The organism is Novosphingobium sp. 11B (genome assembly GCF_054589055.1).
Window position 1 is genome coordinate 1 of the sequence record NZ_BAAILP010000274.1, and the last position, 3,114, is coordinate 3,114.

The window sequence follows — 3,114 nt, forward strand, 5'->3', positions numbered from 1 at the left end:
GAAGGCTGGGACCGCTGGCCGCGTAAAACCCAACCACCGGCAGGGCGCGCCCTAACGATAGTTGGCAGTAATAGGCGAGCGGTCCCAGCCTTCGCTGGGATGACGCGGTTTGGTTTGAAACGACGCGGCGATCAGGGCTGCGTTGTACCGGGTATCCGCGTCGGCGTAGGACGCGGCGTCGGCATCACACGCGGGACCGGCGTGGGACGCGCTCCCGGATAGGCCCCGGTGCCCTGCCCCGGACGCAGGCCCGGATCTTCCCGCTCGCGCCCGGTGGCGCGGTCGAGGAAGTCGTTGCCCGCAGCGGGCGGCGGCCCGGCCGGCGCACCCTGCGGCCCGTAGTCCGGCGGAACCACGCCGCCGTTCGGCGCCTGCCCGTTCGGACCTTCGCCATAAGGCTGCTGATCCGGCGCACCACCGTCAGGGTGGACGAGGTTGCCGTTCTCGTCGGTGTAGTAATAGTCGTCAGGATTGCCCTGCATCTGCTCGTCATCGGGCTCCAGCTGCCATTCGGGCAGCTTGAGTTCGGTGTCGAACTGCTCGACCGGGCGCTTGGCGACGGCAACCTTCATGTAGTCCGAGAACGCCCGCGCCGGAGCATGCCCGCCGGAGAGCCCCGCGACCCGCTTGGCGTCGTCGCGGCCCATCCACACGCCGGTGGTGATGCCGCTGGAGAAGCCGAGGAACCAGCCGTCCTTGTTCGAGCTGGTGGTGCCGGTCTTGCCCGCCACCGGACGCCCGATCTGCGCGGCGCGGCCCGTGCCGATCGCCACGGCGGTCTGCAGCAGGTCGGTGATGCCAGCCGCCACGTAATGCGGCACCAGCACCTGGCCCTGCACCGACTTGTGCTCGTAGAGCAGCTCGCCCGAGGTCGTGGTGACCTTGGTGATGCCGTAGGGCTCCACCGAAGTGCCGCCCGCCGACACCGCCGCGAAAGCGCGGGTCATGTCGATCACGCGCACTTCCGAGGTGCCCAGCACCATCGCCGGCTTGGTGTTGATGTCGGTGGTGATGCCGAAGCGCTTGGCCATGCTGGCGACGGTGCCGAAGCCGACCTCGTTGCCCAGCTGCGCGGCGACGGTGTTCTTGGAGTAGGCGAAGGCGGTACGCACGTCGATCTGGCCGGCGAAGTTGCGGCCGTCGTTCTGCGGGCTCCAGCCCTGGATCGTCACCGGCTCGTCCACGACGCGATCGTCGGGGGTGTAGCCCGCCTCAAGCGCGGCAAGGTAGACGAACAGCTTCCACGACGAACCCGGCTGCCGCAGCGCCGAAGTGGCGCGGTTGTAGTTCGAGTTCACGTAATCCGTGCCGCCGACCATCGCCAGCACCGCGCCGTCCTTGTCGAGACTGACGAGCGCGCCCTGCGCCCCCTTGGGCACGTTGGCGTCGATCGACTTGGTGGCCGCGTCCTGCATCGCCGGGTCGAGCGTGGTCCACACCTCGATCGGCTCGTTGTTCTCAGGCAGCAACATGTCGAGCTGCGGCAGCGCCCAGTCGGTGAAATAGCGGACCGAGTTCTGGCCTTTTTCCTTGGCGACCTGCACGTCCGAGAAATCGACGCTGTCGGCCTCCGCCTGCGAGATCACGCCTTCGCGCGCCATCAGGCCGAGCACGACCTTGCCGCGCCCCTTGGCGGCCTCGACATCGGCGGTGGGCGAGTAGTTCGACGGAGCCTTCACCAGTCCGGCGATGATCGCCGATTCGGCGGTCGAAAGTTCGGTGGCCGGGTGGCCGAAGAACTTGCGGCTCGCCGCGTCGATGCCATAGGCGCCGCCGCCGAAGTAGACCTTGTTGAGGTACAGTTCGAGGATCTGGTCCTTGGTGAACTTCCTCTCGAGCGCCAGCGCCAGCACCATCTCGCGCGCCTTGCGGTTCCACGAGCGGGTGTTGGTGAGGAAGATGTTGCGCGCCAGCTGCTGCGTCAGCGTCGAGGTCGCCTTGGCGCGGCTGTCGGTGGTGATCGACATGTAGACCGCGCGGGCCAGACCGATCGCATCGACGCCGGGATGCTCGCGGAAGCGGCGATCCTCGACCGAGACGATGGCATCACGCATGATCGCGGGGATCTCGTCATAGGGCATCCACTTGCCGTAGCTCGGCCCGAGCGAGACGAGTTCGCGCCCGTCGCGCGCGCGCACGACGATCATCTGGCCGTTCTGGCTGCTCTTCAGCGCCGAATAGTCGGGCAATTCGCGCATCGTGAAGAACACGGCGGTGCCCAGGAAGATCGCGCCGAGCAGCGCCAGCGCGCCGCCCCATACGAACACGCCGCGAATGATGCGGCGCCAGAGCGGCTTGCTTTCAGCTTGCGACGATGCGCCGCGGGGTGCGCGGCTGCGGCCGGAATTCTTGGCCATGGGTAGGATGCAAACCCCAATAAGGACGGATGTGTCGGGTCGCTCCTACACCTTGCATGGCGATTTGTAACCCGAGGTGAACACGGGTGCGGGGGAAAGGCAGCGGATGGCCGGCCCACCCCGTCCGGCTAAGCCCTGCGGGCCGAGCCTCCCGGCCCTCCCTCCTTCGACAGGCTCAGGATGAGCGGGAGTGCGAAGCGTTCTGTCTCCCCTCCCGCTCGCGGGAGGGGCCGGGGGTGGGCCTTCCTTTTTACTTCGGCTCGAAGTCCAGCGAGGCGCTGTTGATGCAGTACCGCAGCCCCGTCGGCGCCGGGCCATCGGGGAACACGTGGCCGAGGTGTCCATCACACTTCGCACAGGTCACTTCGGTGCGGATCATCCCGTGCGAGGTATCGCGGTGCTCGTCGATCGCGGCTTCGTCCACCGGCGCGGTGTAGCTCGGCCAGCCGCAGCCCGAATTGAACTTGTCATCGGATTCGAACAGCGGCGCACCGCAGCCCGCGCAAGTATAGAGCCCTTGCTGCTTGTTGCCGTCGTATTTGCCGGTGAAGGCCCGCTCGGTGCCTGCCTGACGCAGCACATAGTACTGCTCTGGGCTGAGGCGCTCGCGCCATTCTTCATCGGTGAGGTGCATCTTGTCGGTCATCGGGGAGGCTCTCCTTTGGCGCCGATATGGGGCGGAACGAGGCCAAATTCCAGTGAGTCCGTCGTCCCGGATCAGGTCCGGGACGACGACCAATCAGTACGGCGTGCCGTC

General features: G+C 67.1%; 2 protein-coding genes. Both read right to left on the reverse strand.

The window, feature by feature from the left end; all coding sequences use genetic code 11:
* Positions 1–131: 131 nt before the first annotated feature.
* Positions 132–2,357 (reverse strand): transglycosylase domain-containing protein, encoded by a 2,226-nt coding sequence (locus tag ACYPYD_RS23715; RefSeq protein WP_459665896.1) that lies wholly within the window; start codon positions 2,355–2,357, stop codon positions 132–134.
* A gap of 250 nt (positions 2,358–2,607) precedes the next feature.
* The gene (msrB, locus tag ACYPYD_RS23720; RefSeq protein WP_036526342.1) at positions 2,608–3,003 is read right to left on the reverse strand and encodes a peptide-methionine (R)-S-oxide reductase MsrB; all 396 of its coding nucleotides are present in this window, start codon (positions 3,001–3,003) and stop codon (positions 2,608–2,610) included.
* Between the last annotated feature and the right edge of the window lie 111 nt (positions 3,004–3,114).